The sequence below is a fragment of the Sulfitobacter sp. 1A13496 genome, from assembly GCF_043557225.1.
GTDB lineage: Bacteria > Pseudomonadota > Alphaproteobacteria > Rhodobacterales > Rhodobacteraceae > Sulfitobacter > Sulfitobacter faviae.
Genome location: NZ_JBIFFP010000001.1, coordinates 1,205,561 through 1,230,492 on the forward strand (window position 1 = coordinate 1,205,561; position 24,932 = coordinate 1,230,492).

At 63.7% G+C, this 24,932-nt stretch carries 18 protein-coding genes; 13 read left to right on the forward strand and 5 right to left on the reverse strand.

Annotated elements, in window-relative coordinates:
• Window positions 1–55: 55 nt before the first annotated feature.
• Entirely contained in the window at window positions 56–3,472 is a 3,417-nt protein-coding gene (locus tag ACGYLX_RS05960; protein ID WP_394447922.1) for an indolepyruvate ferredoxin oxidoreductase family protein, read from the reverse strand.
• Window positions 3,473–3,641: 169 nt separating this feature from the next.
• Between ACGYLX_RS05960 and ACGYLX_RS05965 the strand changes: the two genes are divergently transcribed.
• Together ACGYLX_RS05965 and purL are read left to right on the forward strand one after the other, a co-directional pair.
• Window positions 3,642–4,553 carry a LysR family transcriptional regulator gene (locus tag ACGYLX_RS05965; protein ID WP_067260717.1) on the forward strand — a complete coding sequence of 304 codons (912 nt, stop codon included), beginning with the start codon at window positions 3,642–3,644 and terminating at the stop codon, window positions 4,551–4,553.
• Window positions 4,554–4,836: 283 nt separating this feature from the next.
• Window positions 4,837–6,996, forward strand: coding sequence for a phosphoribosylformylglycinamidine synthase subunit PurL (gene purL / locus ACGYLX_RS05970; RefSeq protein ID WP_394447924.1), 2,160 nt, complete (start codon window positions 4,837–4,839; stop codon window positions 6,994–6,996).
• A gap of 211 nt (window positions 6,997–7,207) precedes the next feature.
• Here the strand turns inward: purL and ACGYLX_RS05975 are convergent, their stop codons facing one another.
• Together ACGYLX_RS05975 and ACGYLX_RS05980 are read right to left on the reverse strand one after the other, a co-directional pair.
• Window positions 7,208–8,467: a VWA domain-containing protein gene (locus ACGYLX_RS05975; protein ID WP_394447926.1), complete on the reverse strand. Its 1,260-nt coding sequence runs from the start codon at window positions 8,465–8,467 to the stop codon at window positions 7,208–7,210.
• Between the two features lie 4 nt (window positions 8,468–8,471).
• The gene (locus ACGYLX_RS05980) at window positions 8,472–9,380 is read right to left on the reverse strand and encodes a MoxR family ATPase (protein WP_168613237.1); all 909 of its coding nucleotides are present in this window, start codon (window positions 9,378–9,380) and stop codon (window positions 8,472–8,474) included.
• Between the two features lie 185 nt (window positions 9,381–9,565).
• Here ACGYLX_RS05980 and ACGYLX_RS05985 point away from each other — a divergent pair, with 185 nt between their 5' ends.
• From ACGYLX_RS05985 to ACGYLX_RS06020, 8 genes are all read left to right on the forward strand, one after another.
• Window positions 9,566–10,585 carry a glycosyltransferase family 2 protein gene (locus ACGYLX_RS05985; RefSeq protein WP_168613238.1) on the forward strand — a complete coding sequence of 340 codons (1,020 nt, stop codon included), beginning with the start codon at window positions 9,566–9,568 and terminating at the stop codon, window positions 10,583–10,585.
• Window positions 10,582–11,208: a sulfotransferase gene (locus ACGYLX_RS05990; protein WP_168613239.1), complete on the forward strand. Its 627-nt coding sequence runs from the start codon at window positions 10,582–10,584 to the stop codon at window positions 11,206–11,208. The genes ACGYLX_RS05985 and ACGYLX_RS05990 overlap by 4 nt, the downstream gene beginning before the upstream one ends.
• Entirely contained in the window at window positions 11,208–13,562 is a 2,355-nt protein-coding gene (locus tag ACGYLX_RS05995) for a glycosyltransferase family 2 protein (RefSeq protein WP_394447929.1), read from the forward strand. Before ACGYLX_RS05990 ends, ACGYLX_RS05995 begins: the two co-directional genes overlap by 1 nt.
• A 3-nt stretch (window positions 13,563–13,565) precedes the next feature.
• Window positions 13,566–14,261 carry an FkbM family methyltransferase gene (locus ACGYLX_RS06000; protein WP_394447930.1) on the forward strand — a complete coding sequence of 232 codons (696 nt, stop codon included), beginning with the start codon at window positions 13,566–13,568 and terminating at the stop codon, window positions 14,259–14,261.
• Window positions 14,262–14,404: 143 nt separating this feature from the next.
• Window positions 14,405–15,364, forward strand: coding sequence for a phosphoadenosine phosphosulfate reductase (locus ACGYLX_RS06005; RefSeq protein ID WP_168613174.1), 960 nt, complete (start codon window positions 14,405–14,407; stop codon window positions 15,362–15,364).
• 46 nt (window positions 15,365–15,410) lie between these two features.
• Window positions 15,411–16,442 (forward strand): dihydroorotase, encoded by a 1,032-nt coding sequence (pyrC, locus tag ACGYLX_RS06010; protein ID WP_168613173.1) that lies wholly within the window; start codon window positions 15,411–15,413, stop codon window positions 16,440–16,442.
• A 55-nt stretch (window positions 16,443–16,497) separates the two neighbouring features.
• On the forward strand, window positions 16,498–17,175 hold the full coding sequence (locus ACGYLX_RS06015) for an orotate phosphoribosyltransferase (RefSeq protein WP_168613172.1): 678 nt from the start codon (window positions 16,498–16,500) through the stop codon (window positions 17,173–17,175).
• A 150-nt stretch (window positions 17,176–17,325) separates the two neighbouring features.
• Window positions 17,326–18,825: a replicative DNA helicase gene (locus tag ACGYLX_RS06020; protein ID WP_067268251.1), complete on the forward strand. Its 1,500-nt coding sequence runs from the start codon at window positions 17,326–17,328 to the stop codon at window positions 18,823–18,825.
• 245 nt (window positions 18,826–19,070) lie between these two features.
• Here ACGYLX_RS06020 and ACGYLX_RS06025 read toward each other — a convergent pair whose 3' ends face one another.
• Both ACGYLX_RS06025 and ACGYLX_RS06030 read right to left on the reverse strand, forming a co-directional pair.
• Window positions 19,071–20,378 carry a dienelactone hydrolase gene (locus ACGYLX_RS06025; RefSeq protein WP_168613175.1) on the reverse strand — a complete coding sequence of 436 codons (1,308 nt, stop codon included), beginning with the start codon at window positions 20,376–20,378 and terminating at the stop codon, window positions 19,071–19,073.
• Window positions 20,379–20,478: 100 nt separating this feature from the next.
• On the reverse strand, window positions 20,479–21,204 hold the full coding sequence (locus tag ACGYLX_RS06030; protein WP_394447933.1) for a sterol desaturase family protein: 726 nt from the start codon (window positions 21,202–21,204) through the stop codon (window positions 20,479–20,481).
• 129 nt (window positions 21,205–21,333) lie between these two features.
• On the opposite strand from ACGYLX_RS06030, the gene alr reads away from it, so the two are divergent.
• The 3 genes from alr to radA all read left to right on the forward strand — a co-directional run bounded on the left by alr (window position 21,334) and on the right by radA (window position 24,927).
• Window positions 21,334–22,377 (forward strand): alanine racemase, encoded by a 1,044-nt coding sequence (gene alr / locus ACGYLX_RS06035; protein WP_394447935.1) that lies wholly within the window; start codon window positions 21,334–21,336, stop codon window positions 22,375–22,377.
• A gap of 280 nt (window positions 22,378–22,657) precedes the next feature.
• Window positions 22,658–23,455 (forward strand): DNA repair protein, encoded by a 798-nt coding sequence (locus ACGYLX_RS06040; RefSeq protein WP_168613528.1) that lies wholly within the window; start codon window positions 22,658–22,660, stop codon window positions 23,453–23,455.
• Window positions 23,456–23,559: 104 nt separating this feature from the next.
• Entirely contained in the window at window positions 23,560–24,927 is a 1,368-nt protein-coding gene (gene radA, locus ACGYLX_RS06045; RefSeq protein ID WP_067268243.1) for a DNA repair protein RadA, read from the forward strand.
• Window positions 24,928–24,932 lie beyond the last annotated feature (5 nt).

Sequence of the window (24,932 nt, forward strand, 5' to 3'; positions counted from 1 at the left end):
CTCGGCCTCAGGATCGTCTTGGCGGACACTTTAAGGCAAAGATGTAACAGCGGTATTACTCCGCCGCCTTGGCCGTGGCCGTGCCGCCTGCGCGGATCACCGCCAGCAGTTCTTCGCGCCGTTTCGCGGCCTTCGCCTCATTGCCTTGTTTGACCGGCCCAAAGCCGCGGATTTGCAGCGGCAGTTCGGCCAGCGCCACGATGGCGTCGCGGGTCTGGTCGGTCAGCTTCGGCAGCACCTCGGCCATATCGGCCTCATATTGCTTGATCAACGCACGCTCCATCTTGCGCTCGGCGGTATAGCCGAAGGGATCGAGCGGCGTGCCGCGCAGCCCTTTGAACTTCGCCATGACCCGCAGCGGCCCTTCCAGCCACTGGCCGAACTCACGCTTCTCCGGCCGGCCATTCGGCCCCATCTTCGAGATCAGCGGAGGCGCCATGTGAAAGGTCATGTTAAAGTCGCCGTCGAACTCCGCCCGCGCCTTGTCCCGGCTGGTGATCAGCAGGCGGGCGACCTCATATTCGTCCTTGTAGCTCAGGAGTTTATGATACCCCAAGGCCACCGCCGCTTTGACGTCACGATCCTCGATACCGTCGAGCATCTTGGTATAGCGTTTGGCCAACCCCTTGCCCTGATACTCGGTCAGGTGGTTTTCACGGAAGGCGATCTTCTCCCCCAGCGATTTGGGCAGTTCGACCACGTTATCGGGCTGGCTCACCGCTCGGGCATCCTCGGGGTAGAGCACGGCCCAGCGACCGATCTCAAAGGCCCGTTTGTTGCGCTCCACCGCCGCGCCGTTCATCTCGATCGCCTGCATCAGGCTCTCGAACGTCAGCGGTAGCAGGCCGCGCTGCCACGCGGCACCGAAGATCATCATGTTGGAGAAAATCGAGTCGCCCAAAGTCGCCTTGGCGAGATCCGAGGCATCGAACATCGCCACGTCGTCTTTCAGCCGCGCCTCGAGCGCGAGGCTCAGCCGGTCGTAGGGCATCTGGAACTCGGTGTCGCGGGTGAAGTCGCCGGTGATGATCTGGTGCGAGTTCACCACGGCCCCGGTACGGCCCGCGCGGGTCAGCCCCAGCGTCTTGTGACCAGCAGAGACCACCAGATCCCCGCCGATAAGCGCATGCGCCTCACCGGTGGCCACGCGGATTGCGCTGATGTCCTCGGGGCGTTCGGCCAGTCGGCAGTGGATATGCACCGCACCGCCCTTCTGTGCGAGGCCGGCCATCTCCATCATGCCCGCGCCCTTGCCGTCCAACTGTGCCGCCTGCGCCAGCAGCGCGCCGATAGTCACGACGCCGGTGCCGCCCACGCCAGTGATGACGACGTTATGGGTGCCGTCGATCTTGGGCAACTCGGGCTGCGGCAGGTCGGGGATGGTCAGTTCCGTGGTCGGGTCCTTGCGGATCTTGGCGCCTTCCAGCGTCACGAAGGAGGGGCAGAACCCGTCGAGGCAGGAGAAATCTTTGTTGCACTGCGACTGGTCGATGGCGCGCTTGCGGCCCAGCTCGGTCTCGTTCGGCACCACGGCCACGCAGTTCGACTGCACGCCGCAATCGCCGCAGCCTTCGCAGACGTCCTCGTTGATGAAGACGCGCTTGTCGGGGTCCGGGAACAGCCCGCGCTTGCGGCGGCGGCGTTTCTCGGCGGCACATGTCTGGATGTAGACGATGGCCGACACGCCCTTGTGCTCGCGGTAGGCCTTTTGCACGTTCGGCATCTCGGCCCGTTCGTGGATTTCCACGCCTTTGAAGCGTGTCAGGTCCACGTCTTCCTTCTGGTCGTAGACGACCGCGACGTTCTTCACGCCCATCGCCTTCAACTCTTCGACGATGCGGTAGGCGTCAAGGTCGCCTTCGTTGTGCTGGCCCCCGGTCATGGCAACCGCGTCGTTATAGAGGATCTTGTAAGTAATGTTCGTCCCCGCCGCGATGGCAGCACGAATGGCCAACACGCCGGAATGGTTGTAGGTGCCGTCGCCGAGGTTCTGGAACACATGCTCGGTATTCGAGAACGGCGCCTCCCCGATCCAGTTCGCGCCCTCGCCGCCCATATGGGTAAAGCCCGTGGTTTCGCGGTCCATCCATTGCACCATGTAGTGACAGCCGATGCCCGCATAGGCGCGGGAGCCATCCGGCACCTTGGTCGAGGAGTTATGCGGGCACCCCGCGCAGTAGTACGGCAGGCGCGCGGCGATATCTTCGGCGTTGTCCGAACGCCGCGCCTCGTTCAGCGCCTCCAGCCCGGCACGGATGCCATCGGTCTCTCGGCCCTCCTCCAGCAGAATACCACCAATCTTTTCGGCGATCAGAATGGGATCGAGCGCGCCACGGGTCGGGAACAGCTCTTCGCCATGTTCCATCCCCGCGCCGCCCTTGTGCCAGCCGTAAACGCGGCGATGGGTGTCGTTGAAGAGCGCTTCCTTGATCTGGATCTCGATCAGTTTGCGTTTCTCTTCGACGACCACGATCAGGTCCAGCCCATCGGCCCAATCGTGGAACCCCTGCATGTCGAGCGGAAAGGTCTGGCCGATCTTGTAGGTCGTGATCCCCAGCCGCTCCGCCTCGTTCTCGTCAATGTTCAACAGGCTCAGCGCATGGACCAGATCGAGCCAGTTCTTGCCCGCCGCGGCAAAGCCGATCTTGGCCCCGCGCTTGCCCCAGACACGTTTGTCCATCTTGTTAGCATGAGAGAACGCCTCGGCCGCGAAGCGCTTGTAGTCGATCATCCGCGCTTCTTGCAGGTGCGGCGTGTCGTTCAGCCGGATCGAAAGCCCGCCAACAGGCATGTCGAAGTCAGGCGTGATCAGCTTCATCCGGTTGGGATCGCCGTTGACCACGCTGGTTGCTTCCACCGTGTCCTTCATAGTCTTGAGACCGACCCAAAGACCCGAGAAACGGCTGAGCGCCCAGCCGTAAATCCCATAGTCGAGAATTTCCTGCACACCAGCAGGAGACACGACTGGCATATAGGCATCGACCATCGCCCATTCCGACTGGTGCAATACGGTAGAGGATTCGCCGGTATGGTCATCCCCCATGGCCATCAACACACCACCATGGGGCGAAGTGCCCGCCATATTCGCATGGCGCATCACATCGCCGGTGCGGTCCACCCCCGGCCCCTTGCCGTACCACAGGCCATAAACGCCGTCGTATTTGCCCTCCCCGCGCAGTTCCGCCTGCTGGCTGCCCCAAAGCATGGTCGCCGCGAGGTCTTCGTTCAGCCCCGGCTCAAAGCGCACGTTATGCTCGGCCAGCTTCTTCTCGGCGCGCTGCATTTGCAGATCCACGCCCCCTAGCGGGCTGCCCCGGTAGCCGGTGACATAGCCCGCGGTATTCAACCCCGCGGCGCGATCCCGTGCCGATTGCATCATCATCAGCCGGACCAGCGCCTGCGTGCCGTTCAGCAGCACCGGGCTTTTCTCAAGGTCGAAACGGTCGTTCAGCGAAATCTTTTGCGTCGTCATGGCGGGCCCTCCCTAGCACGTCAGTCTTGCATGATTGCCCGGATTATAGGTCACAGTTGCTGACCTGTATAGCAGTTATTCCGCAACGGCAGTCCCGCAGGCGACGGTTTGTGCTGTTTTCTCCCGGCTATTAAGGTAGGAGAAAGGCTGGGCAAGGAAAGTACGGGCCATGGATTGGGACAAACTCAGAATTTTTCACGCCGTGGCCGATGCGGGGTCGCTGACCCATGCGGGGGACAAGCTCAACCTGTCGCAATCCGCCGTCAGCCGACAGATTCGCGGGCTGGAAGAGCAGCTTAACACCAACCTCTTCCACCGACATGCGCGCGGGCTGATCCTGACCGAACAAGGCGAGCTTTTGTTCGACGCGACCTCGGCCATGGCCAAACGCCTTGACGCCGCCGCCGCACGCATCCGCGACAGCGAAGAAGAGGTCTTTGGCGAGCTGCGTGTCACGACGACGACCGGCTTCGGCACCCTTTGGCTCGCCCCGCGTCTGCCCAAACTCTACGAGCAATATCCCGACCTCAAAGTCGACCTGATGCTCGAAGAACGCGTGCTCGACCTGCCGATGCGCGAGGCCGACGTGGCGATCCGCATGAAGGAACCGAGCCAGGCCGATCTGGTCCGCAAACGGCTGATGTCGGTGCGCATGGGCCTCTACGCCAGCCCGGAATACCTCGAAAAACACGGCACGCCCGCGCGTATGGAGGATATGACCGATCACCGGTTGATTTGTCAGAACACCGACAGCGATCAGGTCGGCGCGGGGCTGCAACTGGTCAAAGAGCTGATGATGTACGACCTGCGCTCGCTCTTGACCGTGAACAACTATTTCGGCGTGCTGCAAGGCGTGGTGCACCATCTTGGCCTCGGCGTGCTGCCCAACTACCTGATCCAAGACTTCCCCCATATCGTGCAGGTCATGCCCGATATCGAATCCGCCGAAGTGCCGGTCTACCTCGCCTATCCGGAGGAACTGCGCCAATCCAAACGCGTCGCCGCCTTCAAGGATTTCGTTCAAGAAGAGATCATTACCTACCGCAAGCAATGGCGCGAACGGGTGGAGGGCGAAGGCTAAACCGCAGCCCATGGCCAGCCATGCAATAGGCGCATATCGGCCATGATGACTTGCGATGTTAAATAGCCTTGATTTGGGCAGCCCTGCCTCCTATTTCACCATCATGAAGATTGACAGCCTGAGGGCGCGTCGCTTCATACCTCCCTGTTGGACTTGGCCGAGCTTTTAGCTCGGCCTTTTTTTTGGCCCATCGCCTTCTTTCAGCCCGCAGGCGGCCAAAGCCACTTCCCCCCCGGCATTTCCCCTTGTATGAGGGCGCAAACGCGCCAGCCGGGGAATTTCCATGCAAGATCCAGCCATCACGCCCGACCTTATCGCCAGCCACGGGTTCACCCCCGAGGAATACGCCGAGGTCGTCAATATCCTCGGGCGCGAGCCGAACTACACCGAGATGGGCATTTTCTCGGCCATGTGGAACGAGCACTGCTCTTATAAATCTTCCAAGAAATGGTTGCGCACCCTGCCCACCGACGGCCCGCAGGTGATCTGTGGCCCGGGCGAGAATGCGGGCGTGGTCGACATCGGCGATGGCCAAGCGCTGGTCTTTAAGATGGAAAGCCACAACCACCCCTCCTACATCGAACCCTACCAGGGTGCGGCGACCGGCGTCGGCGGCATCCTGCGCGATGTCTTCACCATGGGCGCGCGCCCCATCGCGGCGATGAACGCGCTGAGCTTCGGCCGCCCCGATCACCCCAAAACACGCCAGCTTGTGCACGGCGTCGTCGAAGGCGTCGGCGGCTATGGCAACTGTTTCGGCGTGCCAACCGTTGGCGGCGAAGTGCGTTTCGACAAAGCCTATGACGGCAACTGCCTCGTGAACGCTTTCGCGGCAGGCTTAGCGGATGCCGACAAGATCTTCTACTCCGCCGCCTCCGGCGTGGGCATGCCCGTGGTCTACCTCGGTGCGAAAACCGGCCGCGACGGCGTCGGCGGCGCCACCATGGCCAGTGCCGAATTCGACGACACCATCGAAGAGAAACGCCCCACCGTTCAAGTCGGCGACCCCTTCACCGAAAAGCGCCTGATGGAAGCCACGCTCGAGCTGATGGCCACCGGCGCCGTGATCTCGATCCAAGACATGGGTGCTGCGGGCCTCACCTGCTCTGCCGTGGAAATGGGCGACAAAGGCGGTCTCGGCGTGCGTCTCGACCTTGAAAAGGTTCCGACGCGCGAGCCGCATATGACCGCCTATGAAATGATGCTCAGCGAAAGCCAAGAGCGGATGCTCATGGTCCTGCGCCCCGAGCTTGAGGCCGAGGCCAAAGCCGTCTTCGACAAATGGGACCTCGACTTCGCCATTGTGGGCGAAACCCTCCCCGAAGACCGGTTCCTCATCTGTCTCGATGGTGAGGTCAAAGCCGACCTGCCGCTGTCAAAACTCGCCTCCACCGCGCCCGAATACGACCGCCCTTGGGTGGAAACACCCGCCGCCGCCGCGCTGACCGATGCGCCCAGCATCGACCCGATCGAAGGCCTGCGCGCCCTGATCGGCTCCGTGAACCACGCCTCGAAAGACTGGGTTTACGAACAATACGACACGATGGTCATGGGCGATACGGTCCGCCTGCCCGGCCTCGGCGCGGGCATCGTGCGGGTGCATGGCACCGACAAGGCGCTGGCCTTCACCTCTGACGTGACCCCGCGCTACGTCAAAGCCAACCCAACCGAAGGCGGCAAACAGGCCGTCGCCGAAGCCTATCGCAACCTCTGCGCCGTCGGCGCCAAACCGCTGGCAACGACCGACAACCTCAACTTCGGCAACCCCGAAAAGCCCGAGATCATGGGCCAATTCGTCGGCGCCATCAAAGGCATCGGCGAGGCCGTGGGCGCGCTGGACATGCCCATCGTTTCCGGCAACGTCTCGCTCTATAATGAGACCGACGGCAAGGGCATCCTGCCCACGCCCACCATCGGCGCGGTCGGCCTGATCGACAGCCTCGACCAAGTCATTAGCAACCAATTGCGCGACGGCCATGTCGCCCTCCTGATCGGCGCGACTGGCAGCCACCTCGGCCAATCCGCCCTGCTCGCCGAAGCCTTCGACCGGGCCGAGGGCGACGCCCCCCATGTCGACCTCGCCATCGAACGCCGCCACGGCGAATTCATCCGCGCACATGCCACCCACATCTCCGCCTGCACCGACCTCGGCGACGGCGGCCTCGCCCTCGCGGCCTTCGAGCTGGCCGAAACCGCAGGGATCGGCGTCGAAATCGAAAGCGAAGACACCGCCACCCTCTTCGGCGAAGACCAAGCCCGCTACCTCGTCGCCTGCACCGCCGACGCCGCGGAAACCCTGATCGCCGCGGGCAAGGAAGCGGGCGTAGCGGTCACCGCCGTCGGCGCCTTTGGCGGCGACAAGGTCAGCTTCGGCTGCGCCTCCGCGCCTCTGTCGGACCTGCGCACGATCTACCGGACCACTTTCGCCCAGACCTTCGCCTGAACCTCTGGTTTCGGAGCCGCCCTTGCTTGAGACCAAACGGTCGCGCGCAGGGCGGCGGGGCAAGCTAAATCGCCGAGGGGCCCCTTTAGGGGATACGGCTATTTCGCTTGAACCGACGACAGGCGGGTGACAGGCCGGGATCAATCAAGGGTGGGTCCGAGACCCCTCTGGTTTTGGAGAGACCCGCAGCCCTCCGCCTGCCCCTCATTGGCTAAACCTCTGCGTTTAACCCCGCCAACATCCGCGCCTTCTCCCCCGCATCATCGGGGCGCGAGATCGCCTCGGCCAGCGCTTCCAATGATGCAATCGAATGCCCGGCGCGAAAACTATCGACATGGGGCAGCATCGCGCGAATGCCCGCCGCCTTGGGCGCGAAACCGTCCCAGCGAAGCAGCGGGTTCAGCCAAATCACCCGCCGCGCGGTCAGATGTAGCCGCTGCATTTGCCGAGCCAATTCCGCCGGGTCGTCCCGGTCCAGCCCGTCGGTGATCAACAAGACCACCGCCCCCTGCCCCATGACCCGCCGCGACCAGTCGCGGTTGAAGGCCGCCAGCGCCGCGCCGATACGCGTGCCGCCCTCCCAATCCTGCGCCTGCGCCCCCGCCGCGGCGAGCGCCGCATCCACATCGCGGGTGGCGAGATGCCGGGTGATATTGGTCAGCCGGGTGCCAAAGGTGAAACCATGCACCTGCGCCCAGCCTTTGCCCTTGCGGTTGGCCACCGCATGCAAAAAATGCAGGATCACCCGGCTGTATTGGCTCATCGAGCCGGAAATATCGCACAGCACGACGAGGTTGGGATAGCGCGCGCGCGGTGTCTTCCGATAAAGCCGGTCCGCCTCTCCGCCCCGCCGCAGCGCCGCTTTCATCGTGCGCGCCACATCGATCCGCCCCCGCGCCGCCGCCACATTGCGGCGGCTCGGCATCGGCGGCACCGGCAGGTCGAGCTTGGCCAACATCCGTTTCGCCTCAGCCATTTCCGCAAGGCTCATCTGTTCGAAATCCAATGTCCGCAACCGTTCCCGCGCGGACATGGTCAGGCTCGCATCCACCTCGACGAGGGTCTCCTCGGGCTGAGGCGCGTCCTCCCGCTCCGGTGCCTCGGCCCCGTCCAACAGGGCCTCTGCCGCACGTTTCTCGGCGGGCGTGGCGGGGCGATCCTCTTGCACCCCGCGGATCGCAGGCAGCATCGCGGCCATCATATGCTTCAAATACCGCGGGTCACGCCAATAAAGCCGGAATATCTGCGCAAAGACCCGCGCCTGTTCGGGGCGGCTCACGAAACAGGCATGGAGCGTCCAATAGAAATCGCGGCGGCTGGTGAAGCCCACGGCGGCGACGGCCTCCACCGCCTCTACCACCCGCCCCGGCCCGATTGACAGCCCCGCCCGGCGCAGGGCGCGGGCAAAATGGGTGATATTCCCCGCCAGCTTGGGGTCGTCAGGCAGGTCCAAAGGTAGGTCTTCGGCCATCGGTTCAGCCAGGCGCCAGCGATGCGCGGGCCTGGTCGAGAATGCGCGCCGCCTCGGAGCCTTGCAGCTTGGCGATGTCATCTTGATACTTCAGCACGGCCCCTAGCGTATCGGCGATAACCTCGGGGCTGAGCGTTGTGACATCCAAAGCCAGCAGGCATTTCGCCCAGTCAATCGTCTCCGCCACGCCCGGCTTCTTGAACAGATCCTCGGTCCGCAATTGCTGGACAAAGGCCACCACCTCGCGGCTAAGCGCCTCTGCCGCCTCAGGCGCGCGAGCCGCAAGGATCGCCATCTCGCGCGAGACATCCGGGTAATCGACCCAGTGGTAAAGACAGCGGCGTTTCAGCGCGTCATGCACCTCACGCGTGCGGTTCGAGGTCAGGATCACGATCGGCGGCTCGGGCGCGCGGATCGTGCCAAGCTCGGGGATGGTCACCTGAAAATCGCTCAACGCCTCCAGCAAGAACGCCTCGAAAGGCGCATCGGTGCGGTCCAACTCGTCGATCAGCAGCACCGGGGCGCCGTTCTCATCCGGGCGCAGCGCCTGCAACAGCGGGCGTTCGATCAGGTAGTCGTCGCTGAACAACTCCTGCGTCAGCGCGCGCCGGTCTGCACCGCCGCCTGCCTCCGCCGTGCGGATCGCCACCATCTGAGCGGGAAAATTCCATTCGTAAACCGCGCTAGAAGCGTCGAGCCCCTCATAGCATTGCAACCGGATCAACCGCCGCCCCAGACCGGCGGCCAGCGCCTTGGCGATCTCGGTCTTGCCAACGCCCGCCTCGCCCTCCAAAAACAAGGGCCGCCCCAGCGTGAGGCTGAGGAACACCACGACCCCAAGCGCGCGGTCGCAGACATAGCCCTCAGCGCTCAGCATCTCTTGGACCGCGTCGATCGTATCAATGTTTTTCATGGCCCCAGTGGTGCATTCCCACCCCGCCCCGTCAAGAGGGCAGACCGCGCGGCGGCAGATTGACGGGATTTCCCCGCGCTGGCATAGTCCTGCGCGATAAACGACGGCTTCCGGCAACAAGGGGGCCACAGGGGCGGATATGGGACAGAGCATTTTCATCGCGATCCGGCGCGGCGGGGTCTGACATGCGCATCACCGCTGTCACCTGCGTCAAGAATGAAGGCCCGTTTTTGCTGGAATGGATCGCCTTCAACCGGGTGATAGGGGTCACGGATTTCCTATTCTACTCCAACGATTGCAGCGATGGCACCGATGCCCTGCTCGACGCGCTTGCCCGCCACGGTATCGTCACCCATCTGCCCAACCCGGCCACCAATCGAAACTACCAGATGCAGGCGCTCAAGGATGCGCGGCGTCACCCCATCGTCACGCAGGCCGATTGGGTCTGGATCGCCGATGTGGACGAGTTCCTTAACATTCATGTCGGCGACCACCGCCTGCCCGCTCTGATCACGGCCTGCGGCAACCCGCAGGCGATCTCGCTGCATTTCCAGTTCTTCGCCAATGGCGGGGTCGAGGATTTTGCCGACGCACCCGTCATCGCGCAATTCACTCATAGCCATAACCCCGACATTTGGTGCGCCGATACGGCGATTGAGGTTAAGACCTTGGTCCGGCACGACTTTCCCTTGGGCTACTACGGGGCGCACCGGCCCTTCCACGACGACACGAAGCATCAGCCGCATTGGACCGATGGCGCAGGCCGACAGGTGCCTAAGCCCTTCCGCAGTGCCGCCACCAAACGCCGCATCCGGGCCTTTCCCGCCCGCGGCGCACGGCGCTTTGCCACGCTGAACCACTACGCGCTGCGCTCGCTTGACAGCTATCTCGTCAAGAACGACCGTGGCGACGTGAACCGCGAACACCGCGCTTTTGATGACAGTTATTGGCGCGACCGGAACGACGCGGCTTGGGAGGATCGCTCGATCCAGCGCTACCTGCCCGCCTTGCACGCCGAAATCGACCGCCTGAAAGCGCTGCCCGGCGTCGCCGATCTGCATGCCGCCTCCGTGGCCGCCCACCGCGCGCGCCGCGACGCGCTGCTGACCGATCCCAGCTACCGCGAAATGCAGGCGCAACTGCGCGACGCCAGCCCGTTCTGCGCCGCCGAAGAGCGGATCCGCAAAGAGATCGGCCTCACATGACAGGGCCGCGGATAGTCAACCTCGGCCTGCCCAAGACCGGCACCACCACGCTCACGGATGCGCTGCGCCACGCCGGGCTCAAGGTCGCGGACTGGCGCATCCGCAAGGGCCAAAGCACCTCGCCCGAGATTACCGGCGCGCATGTAGGGCGGATCATCTATGCCGATTACTTCGCCAGCGGCGACCCGCTGGCGCGGCTGCATGAGTTCGACGTGATCAATGAGATGAGCGCCGTGCGCCATGACCGCAGCCTCTGGCCGCAGACCGATTGGGGCGTGATAAGCGCCATCCAGCAACACCACCCCGAGGTCAAGTTCCTACTCTCGCACCGTGATCCGGCCAAGACGGCCAACAGCATGATGCGCTGGAATAATCTGGGCCGCCGCCGCTTGCCGCAGGCCGATGTGCCGGGGCTGCCCCGCGGTTTCGGTCGCAACGAGGCCGAGCTTACCCGGTGGATCGAAGGGCATTTCGCCTTTTGCCGCCGTGTCTTCGCCGGCTGTGCCAACTTTCTGGAGTTCGACATCGAAGACCCCGAGGCGCGCGACAAGATCGCGGATTATCTTGAGATCGACTTGCCGTGGTGGGGCCAAAGCAACACCGGCAAGGCGGAGGCCGGGTGATGCGGCTGACTCTCTTCATCGGTCCGTCCGAACGCGCTGCCGCCCGGCTGCGCAACATCCTGCAACAGCAAAAGGACGCGTTGCTCAAGCAGGGGGTTCTCGCCGCTGACTGGAACCACGTCCGCCTCTATGCCGCTTGCGCCGCCCCGGAAGCGGTGGGGCTGCTACGGCACCGCCGCGGCTTGGACAGCCCCCTGATCGGCACCACCCTGCGCGATGAATTTCACGCGCTGATCCCCCATGAGCTGGCCAAGACCCGCGCCGATCATGTGGTGCTTAGCGCGGCGCAACTGGGCAATCTGCTGTCCCGGCCCGAGGAGCTGCGCGCCCTGCACGATCTGCTGCGCCCCTATTTCGACGATATCCGCGTGATCGCGCATCTGGATGAACAGGCGCGGACGCTGGTCGCGCATTACGGCTTTGCCGTGGCCGAAAGCCGCCGTCATCCGCTGACGCAGGAATTGGCCTTGGCCGAGCGCGGCGACTGGTGGCAGGGCGCGCTTGCGCAGAGAGAGACCGCGCCGGACTTCGGCCTTTTCCCCGAGGTGCAAGCCCCGCCCTTTTGGCTCGATTATCAAGCGCTGCACGCCCATTGGGCCGCCGCCTTCGGCGCAGAGAAGATCACCTTTCGCACCCTCGACCTGCCCCATCTTATGTCTAAGGCCGGGGCCGGCGAGATCACCGAAAGCCTCGGCCTTTCCACGCCCCTCGGCCCCGTCGATCCCGGCCGCGCCCTCGCAGCCCTGCCCGCGCCTTGGCTGACGCGGATGCGGCAGTTCAACAATGTGCTGATCCGCTACCAACAGGCCCATGACCTCGCCTGTCCGCGCAGCACATGGAGCCAGATGTTGCAAGCGCTGCAAATCGGCGGCCCCGTGATCAAACCGGGGAGCCTCGCCGCGATCTCCGACCATTTCGCCCGCGACAACGCAGCACTCATCGCCCGTTTTCCCGGGCTGGATCAGGCGCTTACCCCCGACGCGCCCGAGGCCCCGTGGCAAGAAGTCGACCCCCAGTTCGGCTTTCGCGCCACCCAATACCTCGCCGCCTTCGCCCACCGCATCCGCAGTACCGCGACCCCGCTCGCGCAAAAACGCGCTGAGACCGAGGAGGCCCACCGCTCCGCCGCGAGGTTCGAGGCGCTGTTGCACGATCCCGACGCCCCCGAAGAGACACGCGCCGCCAATGCCCGGCTCCTCACCCGGCTGAAGGTCAACCACGAAACCATCCTGCGCGGCCCCTTCCGCCCCCACAACGGCGCAGCCCCTGCGGGCGAAGACCAACCCGCGCCCGCCTACACCGCCGTGCCCCCGCGCGCATTGCCGCCCGGCAACAGCGGCAATGTCATCGTCGCCTGCATGAAGAACGAAGCGCCCTATATCGTCGAATGGGTGGCCTATCACCGCGCCGTGGGAATCGATAACTTCCTGATCTACACCAATGATTGCAGCGACGGCACCGATGCCGTTTTGGGACGGCTGCAAGATATGGGCATTCTCCAGCACCGCAACAACGACGATTGGAAAGGCAACTCCCCCCAACAACACGCGCTGAACCAAGCTCTGGAGGAACCGCTCGTCCGCCAAGCGGAATGGATCGCGCATATCGATGTGGACGAATTCGTCAACATCCGCACCGGCAACGGCAGGCTTGAAGACTTCTTCGCCGCCGCCCCCGAGGCCACGAATATCGCGATGACGTGGCGCCTCTTCGGCCACAACGGCGTGGCCGCCCTGTCGGAGGCCCCCGTGATCGGCCAATTCGACCACTGCGCGCCGAGTTTTTGCCCCAAACCCCATACCGCATGGGGGTTCAAAACGATGTTCCGCAACCTCGGCGCCTATGGCAAACTCTCCTGCCACCGCCCAAACAAATTGGACGAGGCCGCGGTGTCCAAGGTCAAATGGGTCAACGGCGCGGGCCGCGACATGACGCGCGACGCGCTGCGCAACGGCTGGCGGTCCTCGCGCAGCAACGTCGGCTATGATCTGCTACAGTTGAACCATTATGCCCTCCGGTCAGCCGACTCCTTCCTCATCAAACGCCAGCGCGGGCGCGCCCTTCACGTCGACCGCTCCATCGGGATCAACTATTGGATCCGAATGGACTGGAACGACCACCGCGACCTGTCGATCCAGCGCAATTTGCCCCGCCTGCGCGCCGAGATGAACCACCTCCTCACCGACGCCCAACTCCGCAAACATCACCAAGCGGGCCTCGACTGGCACCGCGCCAAGGCCGAAGAACTGCGCCAGACACCGGAGTTCCGCGATCTCTACCGCCAAGCGCTTAACATCAAGTTAACCGCAACCGAACGCGCTGCCTATGCCCTTGCCCTCGATATGGAAAGCTGACCCGTGACACAGGCCGCGCCCCCGTCTGAACCCAATTTCATCCACTCCCGCGGCATGAAGTTTCCCGACGATCCGGCGATCCTGCGCGGGCGGATCCGCAAGCTGCTGCGACAGAACGCCTATGAAGCCAAGGAGAGTGAGGCTGCGCTGCGCGTCGTCCGCGAAGGCGACAGGGTGATCGAACTGGGCGGCGGGGTTGGCTATATGTCGACGCTGGTGGCCAGCAAACGCAATGTCGCCTCAGTCCATAGCTTTGAGGCGAACCCCAACCTCATCCCCTATATCCGACGGGTCCACGCGGCCAACGGGCTGTCGAACGCCCATGTCACCAACGCGATCCTCGGCCCCGCCCCCGGCAAGGCGGATTTCTATGTGCGCGACCGCATCCTGTCGTCTTCCCTGACCCGTTTCAAAGACGAATACCCGCCTGAGCCCCATCAGATCGACGTGCTCGACGCGGCTAAAGTCTTTGCCGATTTCACCCCAAGCGTATTGATCTGCGACATCGAAGGGGCCGAGGTCGATCTCATCCCCACCCTGCCCCTCGACACCCTCCGCGCCGCGATCATCGAATTGCACCCGCAATGGATCGGCCCCGAGGGTGTCAACAAGGTCTTCACCGCCTTCATGCAAGCGGGCTTGGCCTATTATCACCGCGGCTCGCACAACAAAGTCGTGGCTTTCCGCCGTAGGTGGTAACGCCCCTCCGACAACCGCGCCCCCGGAAAACCGTCACATTCTCTTCAATTTCTCACGGATTTTCCGCATTTTCGCCCTAATATCCGGCTACACTCAGCTGAAACGGCGGTTCTGCCCCGCCCCGACAAGCCCGAGGATGCCCGATGCCGCGCGAGACGCCCACGATCGAAAGCTCACTGGCCGATATGCCCAAACGCAAATGGCTGCGCGCGATTGAGGCCGTCGCCGAAGAAGACGGCTATTTCCAATCTCTGGGTAAAAGCCACTTCTCCGCCTTCATCGAGCGTGAGACGACCCTGCTCGTCACCTTCGAGACCTATCAAGGCATGCATGCGCTCTCTGACAAGGCGCAGCCCTTGGGCTGGGACATGGTGCGCAATCACGACTGGTCGCATCTGTGCCTTGCCAGCGACGGAGACACATGGTTCCGCGCCGAAGAGGTCTATGCCTATTTCGACCGGCTGATCGACGACGGCTTCTTCGACGAATTCGATCAAGTGCTCTTCTACGGCGCCGGCCCCTGCGCCTATGCCGCCGCCGTCTATTCCGTGGCCGCCCCCGGCGCGGCGGTGGTGGCGATCCAACCGCAGGCCACGCTGAACCCGCGCATCACCGAATGGGATGACCGTTTCGCCGATATGCGCATCCTCGATTTCACGTCCCGTTATGGATATGCGCCCGATATGCTCGACGCCGCCGAACGGGTCTTCGTCCTCTACGATCCGCGCGAGAGGCTCGACGCGATGCATGCGGCGCTCTTCACCCGTGCCAATGTCACCAAATTGCGGATGCCCTTCATGGGCGATGCGCTGCAAACCGACCTGCTAGAGATCGACCAGCTCGACCCGCTGCTGCAAGCAGCCGCCGAAGGCACGTTGGACGCAGCCCGCTTCGCCGCCCTCTACCGCGCGCGGCGCGATTACCTACCCTATCTGCGCAACCTCAGCCAAGCGATCAACACCCAAGGGCGCGAACTGCTGCTCGAAGCGCTCTGCGCCAATGTCTCGGCCCGGATGAAAGCCCCCCGCTTTGCCCGCCGCCTCGAACGCATCCGCGCCAGACGCAAGGCCCGTGTGGCCGAGGCCGCGACCGCCACCGGATAGGTTTTCAATCTGGCGCGCGGCCCCGCTCTGTGCTAGCCCCGCGCCCATGACACAAAGCCTCACGATCCGCCGTCCCGATGACTGGCACCTGCACCTGCGCGACGGCGACATGCTGCGCGCCGTGGTCCCGCACAGCGCCCGCGACTTTGCCCGCGCCATCATCATGCCCAATCTCGTGCCCCCCGTGGTGACAGGCGCCCAGGCTGCCGCCTACCGCGACCGGATCATGGCCGCCCTGCCAGAGGGCGCGGATTTCACGCCCCTGATGACCCTCTACCTGACCGAGGAGACGGACCCCGACGATGTCGCCCGCGCCCATGCCGAGGGGCTGATCCACGCCGTCAAACTCTATCCCGCAGGCGCCACCACCAACTCCGCCAGCGGCGTGTCGAACTTCGACAATGTCGCGCCGGTGCTCGACCGGATGGCCGAAATCGGCCTGCCCCTTTGCACCCACGGCGAGGTCACCGACAGCGAGGTCGACATCTTCGACCGCGAAGCTGTCTTCATCGACCGTGTGCTCGACCCGATCCGCCGCGCCCACCCCGCGCTGCGCGTGATCATGGAACATATCACCACCGCCGAGGCCGCCGACTATGTGCGCAGCAACGCCAGCGGGCTTGCTGCCACGATCACCACGCACCACCTCGTGATCAACCGCAACCACATCCTCGCCGGTGGCATCCGCCCGCATTATTACTGCCTGCCGGTCGCCAAACGCGAGACCCACCGCCGCGCATTGCGCCAAGCGGCCACCTCCGGCGATCCGCGCTTTTTCCTCGGCACCGATAGCGCGCCCCATACCGATGGCGCGAAACTCCAACCCTGCGGCTGCGCCGGCTGCTTCACCGCGCCCAGCACGATGTCCATCCTCGCTCAAGTGTTCGAAGAAGACGGCGCGCTCGACAATCTCGAAGCCTTCACCTCGCTCAACGGCCCTGCCTTCTACGGCCTCCCGCCGAACGAAACACAGATCACCCTGCGCCGCGAAGCACCCCAGCACCCCGACAGCATCGACACGCCCGACGGCCCGGTCACGGTCTTCGACCCCGATTTCGATCTGCACTGGACCACCTGATCTTCATCCTTTCTTAAATACCGCTCCGACCTCTCCCCACCCAAGGACGCCTGCCATGATCCCCACCAGCCACCCAAGCCCCCAAGAAATGGCCCGCCTCACCGCACGCATGCTGCTGGAGATCGGCGCGGTGCATTTCAACGCGGAGGAGCCCTTCACGCTGGCCTCTGGCCTGCCGTCGCCCACCTATATCGACTGCCGCAAGCTGATCTCTCACCCACGCATCCGGTCCACGCTGATGGATTTCCTCACCGTCACCGTCATGCGTGACGCGGGCTTTGAGGCCTTCGACAATATCGCCGGGGGCGAGACGGCGGGCATCCCCTTTGCCGCCATGGTCGCCGAACGCATGGCCCTGCCGATGACCTATGTGCGCAAAAAGCCCAAAGGCTACGGTCGCAACGCGCGGATCGAAGGTGAGATGACGCCGGGCCAGCGCGTGCTGCTGGTCGAAGACCTGACCACCGATGGCGGCTCGAAACTCAGCTTCGTCGACGCGATTCGCGAAACCGGGGCGACCTGCGCCCATACGGCGGTGATCTTCCACTACGGCATCTTCCCCCAGACCGAAAAGACCCTTGGCGACCATGGCGTTACGCTCCACGCGCTTTGCACATGGTGGGACGTGCTGGCCGAGGCCCGGGCCCAAGGGACCTTTGACGCAGCCACGCTGACGGAGGTCGAAGCCTTCCTGAACGCCCCGCGCGATTGGCAGGAATCCCGCAAAAGTTAACCGAAATTCCGCAAGATGTTGACCGAAGGCCCCACCACAAGGCAAAATGTGGTGGGGCCTTTTGTCGGTAAAGATATCCACAAAAGATACAATTTGCGCCGGACGAACCCACTGGCTATGAGGTCCATCTGGGTAGAAATGGGTGAGGTCATGAACGAGATTACATCGCTAAACGCGAACCAATTGGCCGTGCAGGCACCGGAATCGATGCCGCATTCGATCGAGGCCGAACAGCAGCTTTTGGGCGCGATCCTGACCAACAATGACGTCTACGACCGTGTCGCGTCCGTCATCGGGCCCAAACACTTCTACGAGCCGGTCCACGCCCGCATCTTCGACATCGCGGCCCAGCGAATCGCCAAGAACAACCTCGCCTCCCCGGTCACGCTCAAGGCCTTCATGGAAGACGACGAGGGGCTGAAGGAGCTGGGCGGCCCGGCCTATCTGGCCCGTCTCGCGGGTGCAGCGATCAGCGCCTTCGCTGTACGCGACTACGCGCAGATGATCTATGACCTCGCCGTGCGCCGCGACCTCATCCAGCTCGGTCGCGACATTTCGGCCAAGGCAGCACAGGTCGACGTCTCTTCCGAGCCGCGCGAGCAGATCGTCGAGGCCGAGCAGGAGCTTTACAAGCTGGCCGAACAGGGCCAGGTCGAAAGCGGTTTCCAGTCCTTCCTGAAGGCCGTCACCGACGCGGTGAACGTGGCGAATGCCGCCTACCAGCGTGACGGGGGGCTTTCGGGCGTCTCCACCGGTTTGATCGACATGGACAAGAAACTGGGCGGGTTGCACCGTTCGGACCTTCTGATCCTCGCCGGGCGCCCTTCGATGGGTAAAACATCGCTTGCCACCAACATCGCCTTCAACGTGGCCAAGGCTTACAAGCGCGGGATGAAGCCCGACGGCACTGAGGGTGCCATCGACGGCGGCGTCGTGGGCTTCTACAGCCTCGAGATGAGCGCCGAACAGCTTGCCTCGCGGATCCTCTCCGAGGCCGCCGAGATCCCCAGCCACCAGATCCGCTCGGGCGACATGACCGAGGCCGAGTTCCGCCGTTTTGTCGATGCCGCCAAGGCGCTCGAGGCCTGCCCGCTTTTCATCGACGACACGCCCGCCCTGCCGATCAGCCAGCTTGCCGCGCGCGCACGGCGCCTGAAGCGGACCCACGGGCTTGACGTGCTGATCATCGACTACCTGCAGCTGGTGCGCGGCACCGGCAAATCCGAGAACCGGGTGAACGAGATTTCCGAGATCACCATGGGTCTCAAGGCCATCGCCAAGGAACTCGACATTCCGGTGATCGCCCTGTCGCAGCTCTCGCGTCAGGTGGAAAGCCGCGACGATAAACGCCCGCAGCTCTCGGACCTTCGGGAATCCGGCTCGATCGAACAGGACGCCGACGTGGTGATGTTCGTGTACCGCGAGGAATACTACAAGGAGCGCGAGAAACCCGGCGATCACGAGCTCGACAAGATGGCGGTCTGGCAGGAAGAGATGGAGCGCCTGCACGGCCGCGCCGAGGTGGTGATCGGCAAGCAGCGTCACGGGCCCATCGGCACGGTTGACCTCAGCTTCGAGGGCAAGTTCACCCGCTTCGGCAACCTCGTGCAGCCTTGGCAGCAGGGCGGCGGGGACGATCAGGAGTTTTGAGGGGAGAGCCTGCGGTACTTCCAAACTGAAATTCTCGGAACAAGGGCCATCGCCTGCCCGCGGGTCGGCGATCCCCGGTGGCCTCGTGCCACTTTATGGTTCAGCCGTGATGTGCGTTCGCCGAGTTACGCCCAGCCTCACCAAATCGCCTACCCGTCCGGGCGGGCAGGCGATGGCCCGGCGCCTGCGGCTTGTTCCGGGCCAGGGTGGCAAGGAGGCCCGGCGTTTCAACCGGGCCACGCGTTTCACTCTGCCGCCGATTTCTCCTCATACATCAGCCCCTTGGCGGTCCCCTCCGGAAACCCCTTCCAGTAGCTGTGGTCCTCCTTCTCGGTCCCATCCTCCTCGACCGACCAGACGCCGTCGTTCGAGTTCTCTACCAGATCGAGATACGCAGCCTTGGCTTCGTCACCCTTCAAATGACTGTCCATCCACACGGTCACGAAATGCTGCGCGATATTGTTCATCCGCGCCGTGTCCCAAACCGCGTCGGTGTAATGCTCCGAGATGTTGAAGCCCTTGTCCTCGCTGAAGTAATAGGCCTCCTCCGGCGCCGGCATGGGCGCGCCCGCGTTATGGCCCGCGTTCATGTAGGTCAGCAGCGCACGGTCTACGTTCGAGGTGTTCTCCCAGATCGCCCGGATGCCGTTCTCGTAGAGCGAGGTATCGTCCTGCGAGCCTGCGATAAACAACATCGGGATCTGCACCCCGGCCAGCCCCTCGGCATCCCAGAAGCCGCGGTTCATGCCCCAGGGGCCGAAGGCCACGGCGGTCTTGATACGCGGATCGGGCAGCGCGTCATGCGTCTTGGAGCCCGCCTGATGAATGCCCAGCGTTCCATGCGGACCGCCCCATGTATAGCCAACCGATGCCTCCGTCACCCCGCCCCCGGCGGTGATGATCGCGCCGTAGCCGCCCATGGAATAGCCGATCAGACCTGTGTTCTCGGCATCATAAAGCCCCGCGAAATCACCGCCATCCGCGGCCTTCTGCGCCATCTGCTCCAGCACGAAAAGCTGGTCCAGCGAGCGGTTCACCAGCGTCGAGCCAAAGGCCGCCTGCGTGCGGTAGGTGCTGTCGGTATGGTCGATCGAAGCCACGACATAGCCCTTGGAGGCGAGGTTCTCCGCCAGATGTGACAGCAGGTAACGGTTGCCCGGATAGCCATGGCTGATCAGCACCAGCGGAAAGGTCTCGCCCGTCGCCGGATCGACGTCGCGCATGGCCTGTCCCTCGAGCGTGACCTCGGTGGTGCCGTCGCGGAGATAAGCCTTGAAGGAGGTCTCGCCCTCCGCCCCCTCGGCGGCGGGGTAATACATCTCCACCGTCAGCGGCCGGTCGTAGCGCGGCATCTCCTCGGGCTTGTCGGCGGCGGGGTCGATGGCGAGGATGTCGATCTGGCCGGGGTTGACCATCTCCAGTGTCCGCACCCCCACGGCATGGTCGCCATAGGCCGCAAGTTCGGGCGCATTCGGCAATTGCCGGTCGATCCGGTTTTCCGCCTGCGCCGCGCCAGCGGTAAGGCCCGCGGCAAGCAGGGCCGTGGTGGTCATATGTTGGTGCATGGTTCGTCCTCCCTTGAATTGGGCCAAGCCTACCCGCGCCACGGGGACAGGCAAGCGCCCTTCGGGTAACGTTACGGAAGTTTCACACCTACCCCCGCGCGGCGCGGGCCACTTCGGCCTCGCTCAGCCCGTATTTCCCGGCGAATTTCGCGCGGGCGGCCAGCAGTCTTGGGTCATCGGGCTGCATCCCCAAGGTGCGGATGAAAGCCACCCGCTGCTGCTGTTTCAAAGCCTCGGTGTCGATATCGGTGCCCATGGCCCGGTCGATGATCTCCCCGCCCGGGCTGACGTGGAACCACTTGTTAAAGTCGCGAAAGTGATGCTGGTTGTGCAGCCGCGTGACATGCCGCTCCACCGCCGTTTTCGGCACCGTCAGATGCGCCGTCATGTGAAACCACTCATAGCCCAGAAAGATCAGCACCCCGCCCAAGGGCACGATCGCCGTGGCGATCCAGATGCTGGCCTCGAACCCCAAAAGCGCCGCGATGCCCCAGACCAGAAGGAAATTCCCCACGAGCATCGGCAGCGCGACCCAGACCGGCACGAAGAACAGCCCGTGATTGGTCGGGAAGTCATGGTGCCCGTAATGCGCGCGGTACAGCAGATCAAAGGCCCACTGCCGCTTGGGCGGGGCAAGGTGAAAGACATGCCGGTGCAGGTTGTATTCATTGAGCATCTGCGCCGCGACCCCCAGCGGCACCAGCGCCCAAGACCACAGCGGCGCCCCCCAAAGCATCGCAACAAAGGCCACCACAGCGGCCAGCGCCATGAGCGACACGCCCGCATGGCCGAACATGATCTTGATCCGTGACATCCGCCTGACCTCCCCATCCTGCGCATCCGGTAGGCAAAACTGTAACAAATCCCCCACCTCCCTGTCGCGCATGACGTTAGGTGCCCCTGGCCGCTTGACCTCCCCCCTCATTCCGGCCCACATCCGCGCATGAGCAAAGCGACCCTGACCATCGACCTACAAGCCATCGCCGACAACTGGCGCGCCCTCGACCGTATGACAAAGGCCGAGACCGCCGCCGTGGTCAAAGCCGACAGCTATGGGCTGGGCGCCGCCCGTGTGGCCAAAACATTGGCTGAGGCCGGTGCGCGGCAGTTCTTCGTGGCCCTGACCGAAGAGGGCGTGGCCCTGCGCCAAGCCTTGGGCGAAGGCCCGGTGATCAATGTCTTTTCTGGGCATATGGCGGGGGATGCGGAGACGATTGCCGGTGCCGCGCTGACGCCGATGATCAACTCGACAGAGCAGCTTCTGCGCCAGCTAGAGACCCTGCCCGGCCATGCTTTCGGCATCCAACTCGACAGCGGGATGAACCGGCTGGGGATGGAGCCTGCGGAATGGGCAGCCCTGCGCGACATCGCGCTGAGCCAGAACCCCACGCTGATCATGTCGCATCTGGCCTGCTCGGACGCGCCGGATCATGAAATGAACGATGCGCAACTGCGCAGTTTCAGCGACATGACCCAAGGGGTCGAGGTGCCGCGCTCGCTCTCCGCAACGGGCGGCATTCTGCTGGGGCCGGAGTATCATTTCGACGTCACCCGGCCCGGCATCGGTCTTTACGGCGGGCGCCCTTTCACAGAGGCGCGGCCCGTGGTCACCCTCGACGTGCCGGTGATCCAGACCCGCAGCGTTACCCCCGGGGAGACTGTGGGCTATGGCAACACTTGGACTGCGGAGAGCACCGTGACGCTCGCCACCGTGGCCGCGGGCTACGCCGACGGCCTTCTGCGCGCGATGGGCAATGCGACCGGCACTGCCTGTTTCCAGCATGAGAGTGTTACCCTACCCATCCTCGGGCGCGTCTCAATGGACCTGATCACGGTGGATGTCTCTGCATTGGACGAGGTGCCCGCGACCCTGCAACTGCTGGGGCAAAGCCAAGGCGTTGATGATTTGGCGGATTGGGCGGGCACGATCGGCTATGAGGTGCTCACCTCTTTGGGCGCAAGATATGCGCGAAACTACGCCGGTTAGGTCGGCGATCTTCCCCCGCATCGCAGCACGCCGCCGCGAAAGACGCTGCGCGACTCACTGCCATTTCCCCAGGGTACGCCTCGTCCCTGCCCTGCGCTGCAGATCACGAATTGCACTGCGCAGGCGCAAATAACTTCCGAAAAACCTGCGGTTGTGCCATAATCTCGGCAAAACTACGTTAAATCCTCAGCATAATCCCGCAGGGAATGGGAACAAAGAAGGATAAGGAGGCGTTGGTCGGCAGAAACTTGCTTAGTAGCTCTTCCAGGGGGGAGAAAGTATGTCCCAGCTTCGTTCCTTTGCCTACCTCATTCAATTCGCCTTTCAGCGGCTCGCCGTTGTGGTCTTCGCCCTTGCGGCGCTTGCCCTTACCGGGGCCAGCATCATGGCGGCCCTTGGCCTTTGGAATTGGATCAGCCTTGATCTGCAATACGGCGGTGAGCCTGTCGAAAACGCCGGGATGTACGCCCAACTGGCGCTGACCGTCCTTGCTGTGGGCCTGTGCTTTTTCCTGCCCACCAACCGCCGCGTCATGCAGCTTGAGACCTCGCACCGTCAGTTCAATGTCGGCATGCAGGACGTAGCCCGCGCCTATGCCGCCGTGCACGCCGCCGACCGGGCCGAAACCTTTCAGATGAGCTCAGAATTCGATTCGGTGCGCGAGCGTCTGGCCTATCTGCGCGATCATCCCGACCTCGCCACGCTGGAGCCTGCCGTGCTGGAAATGGCCGCTCAGATGAGCCATGTGGCCCGCGATCTGGCCGAAGTCTATTCGGATGAGAAACTGGCCCGTGCCCGCAGCTTCCTCAAACAGCGTCAGGAAGAAGTCGAACTTTTCAACAGCCGTCTTGATCAGGCGAAAGCCATCTCGACGGAGATGAAGCACTGGCTGCACGAAGTCGAACTCGAAGAAAGCGTCGCCGTGGCCCAGCTTGAACGTCTGCGGGACGAGATGCGTGAGATTATGCCTGAGCTTGGCCTTGAACGTGTGGTCCAGACCGAAACACCCGAGCGCAAGCCTGAGACGACATCGCTCGACAATATCGTGATCGACCTGCCGCCCAAAGCCGCTGAGTAATGCCAGCGGCGGCATCCGGCCCATTGGGTTCCCCCCCGGGATCATCACCCAAGGGCCGGATGCTTTTCCTTTGACGCCATCGGGCACCTGCGCGAAAAGGGCCCATGGCCAAATCCTCCTCCAGTTTTTCCTGCGCCGAATGCGGCGCGAAACATTCCAAATGGTCCGGGCGCTGTGACGCCTGCGGCGCTTGGAACTCCATCGTCGAAGACAAAGGCATCTCCGCAGGCCCGCCCAGCAAATCCTTGGGCGCAAGGCGCGGCTCTGCCATTGAACTCACCGATCTTGCCACACAAGAAACCCCGCCCCCGCGCGCACAGTCGGGCATTGCGGAGTTGGACCGCGTGTTGGGCGGCGGGCTGGTGCCTGCTTCGGCGATCCTCGTGGGCGGCGATCCCGGCATCGGGAAATCGACCCTCCTGCTGCAAGCCGCCGCGCATTTCGCAAATTCCGGCCTCAAGACGATCTATGTCAGCGGCGAAGAAGCCAGCGCGCAGGTCCGCATGCGCGCGCAACGTCTGGGGCTTTCCGAAGCGCCGGTGAAACTGGCCGCGGAAACCAACCTGCGCGACATCCTAACCACGCTCGAGGCCGAGCGCCCGCAGCTTGCCATCATCGACTCGATCCAAACCATGTGGGCCGACAACGTCGAAAGCGCCCCCGGCTCGGTCAGTCAGGTCCGCGCGGCGGCGCATGAGTTGACCAGCTTCGCCAAACGCCGCGGGGTCGCGGTGATCCTCGTGGGCCATGTCACCAAGGAAGGCCAGATCGCTGGCCCCCGCGTGGTGGAGCATATGGTCGACACCGTGCTCTATTTCGAAGGAGAGCGTGGCCACCAGTTCCGCATCCTGCGCGCGGTGAAAAACCGCTTCGGCCCGGCGGATGAGATCGGCGTTTTCGAGATGACGGGCGGCGGTCTGTCAGAGGTGATCAACCCCTCGGCGCTGTTCTTGTCGGAACGCGGGCAACCCTCCCCCGGTTCGGTTGTCTTTGCGGGCATCGAAGGCACCCGGCCTGTTTTGGTCGAGCTTCAGGCGCTCGTGGCACCCTCGCCCCATTCCCAAGCGCGCCGCACGGTGGTGGGCTGGGATTCGGGGCGTCTGGCGATGATCCTCGCGGTATTGGAAGCGCGGTGCGGAATTCCTTTCGCGGGGCTGGATGTCTACCTCAATGTGGCGGGCGGGATGAAGATCTCCGAACCCGCCGCCGATCTCGCCGTGGCCGCCGCGATCCTGTCGGCGCGGGAAGACGCGGCCCTGCCCGCCGAAACCGTTGTTTTCGGCGAGATTAGCCTCTCCGGTGCGCTGCGCCCCGCCAGCCAGACGGAAAACAGGTTGAAAGAGGCGCAAAAACTTGGTTTTACGAGCGCTATTGCACCGCGCGGCGGCAAGGCTGTGGGTGTGACCGGAATTGCGCTGAATACGATGAGCGATCTGACCGGATTTGTTGGCGAAATTTTCGGGGCGGGCTGATCCCC

Bases quoted from the DNA above. Each gene is read 5' to 3' on its own strand.
- ACGYLX_RS06005 (WP_168613174.1), top strand. From the start codon at position 14,405: ATGCCGCGCGAGACGCCCACGATCGAAAGCTCACTGGCCGATATGCCC.
- purL (WP_394447924.1), top strand. From the start codon at position 4,837: ATGCAAGATCCAGCCATCACGCCCGACCTTATCGCCAGCCACGGGTTC.
- pyrC (WP_168613173.1), top strand. From the start codon at position 15,411: ATGACACAAAGCCTCACGATCCGCCGTCCCGATGACTGGCACCTGCAC.
- ACGYLX_RS05975 (WP_394447926.1), bottom strand. From the start codon at position 8,467: ATGGCCGAAGACCTACCTTTGGACCTGCCTGACGACCCCAAGCTGGCG.
- ACGYLX_RS06015 (WP_168613172.1), top strand. From the start codon at position 16,498: ATGATCCCCACCAGCCACCCAAGCCCCCAAGAAATGGCCCGCCTCACC.
- ACGYLX_RS05990 (WP_168613239.1), top strand. From the start codon at position 10,582: ATGACAGGGCCGCGGATAGTCAACCTCGGCCTGCCCAAGACCGGCACC.
- ACGYLX_RS05960 (WP_394447922.1), bottom strand. From the start codon at position 3,472: ATGACGACGCAAAAGATTTCGCTGAACGACCGTTTCGACCTTGAGAAA.
- ACGYLX_RS05995 (WP_394447929.1), top strand. From the start codon at position 11,208: ATGCGGCTGACTCTCTTCATCGGTCCGTCCGAACGCGCTGCCGCCCGG.
- alr (WP_394447935.1), top strand. From the start codon at position 21,334: ATGAGCAAAGCGACCCTGACCATCGACCTACAAGCCATCGCCGACAAC.
- ACGYLX_RS06025 (WP_168613175.1), bottom strand. From the start codon at position 20,378: ATGACCACCACGGCCCTGCTTGCCGCGGGCCTTACCGCTGGCGCGGCG.
- radA (WP_067268243.1), top strand. From the start codon at position 23,560: ATGGCCAAATCCTCCTCCAGTTTTTCCTGCGCCGAATGCGGCGCGAAA.
- ACGYLX_RS06020 (WP_067268251.1), top strand. From the start codon at position 17,326: ATGAACGAGATTACATCGCTAAACGCGAACCAATTGGCCGTGCAGGCA.
- ACGYLX_RS05980 (WP_168613237.1), bottom strand. From the start codon at position 9,380: ATGAAAAACATTGATACGATCGACGCGGTCCAAGAGATGCTGAGCGCT.
- ACGYLX_RS06030 (WP_394447933.1), bottom strand. From the start codon at position 21,204: ATGTCACGGATCAAGATCATGTTCGGCCATGCGGGCGTGTCGCTCATG.
- ACGYLX_RS06040 (WP_168613528.1), top strand. From the start codon at position 22,658: ATGTCCCAGCTTCGTTCCTTTGCCTACCTCATTCAATTCGCCTTTCAG.
- ACGYLX_RS05985 (WP_168613238.1), top strand. From the start codon at position 9,566: ATGCGCATCACCGCTGTCACCTGCGTCAAGAATGAAGGCCCGTTTTTG.
- ACGYLX_RS05965 (WP_067260717.1), top strand. From the start codon at position 3,642: ATGGATTGGGACAAACTCAGAATTTTTCACGCCGTGGCCGATGCGGGG.